1 protein-coding gene is annotated in these 735 nt (G+C 37.6%); it reads right to left on the bottom strand.

The annotated features are described in order from the left end of the window. Nucleotides 1-177: 177 nt before the first annotated feature. Nucleotides 178-636 carry a hypothetical protein gene (locus CWB98_RS23380; protein WP_138546969.1) on the bottom strand — a complete coding sequence of 153 codons (459 nt, stop codon included), beginning with the start codon at nucleotides 634-636 and terminating at the stop codon, nucleotides 178-180. Nucleotides 637-735 lie beyond the last annotated feature (99 nt).

Below are 735 nucleotides of genomic sequence, written 5' to 3'. Positions count from 1 at the left end.
ACAGAATTATGAACACCCTCAAATTACCAAGTTTAGACAAGTTGATAAAAAGTTGCCCTAATTGCCAGTGTTATAAAAATGGTTGTTACCTTGAACCCGATACACAGAGACGGAGCAATGTGAGAAGCGCCAAATGCTGAAATTTAGTTATTGACGCCATAATCTCTGTTATGTAGCTCAATGCACTGTCTCATCCTCATCATAATATAGAGACCTAATTCTATTTTCTAGCTCATTCACTATAGGCTCATGTTTCCCATCGTTAATTACAACAATACGTCCTTTCGCTGAGTCAAACATTGTCAGAGTGACTTGACCTCTCTTATTGAATAAGTAGCACATCCCAACGCAGGCTAGCCAAAATCCCACCATAATCATTCCGCCCAATGCCTGCATTTGGCTTTCGGCACTAATAACAACCTTACCCATAGTTGATATTGCTAAGAACCAAAATGGAATAGTAACAAACTTCCAAATTACATTTTTTTCAGTAAGTACAATTGGGTCGATGTCAATTCCAGAATATAATGTTGTGAATTCAACAGTCTGATCATTATCAGAAAACATATGTCGAAGCGAATGTTCGCCAAATTCGAAACGACTTTTTCTTCCTCTATATTTCTGATTAACTACCAATGAAGCCTCCGTCAACATAACGCCCAAACCTGAGAAATCCCCAGATAATCATAATTAAAATCAATGTGATGGACACGCACGGCATTGTTTAATCTAATT

Source organism: Pseudoalteromonas rubra (assembly GCF_005887115.1).
GTDB classification, from domain to species: domain Bacteria; phylum Pseudomonadota; class Gammaproteobacteria; order Enterobacterales; family Alteromonadaceae; genus Pseudoalteromonas; species Pseudoalteromonas rubra_F.
The sequence above is the reverse complement of the archived record's forward strand: the minus strand, read 5'-3'. Positions and strand labels throughout refer to the sequence as shown.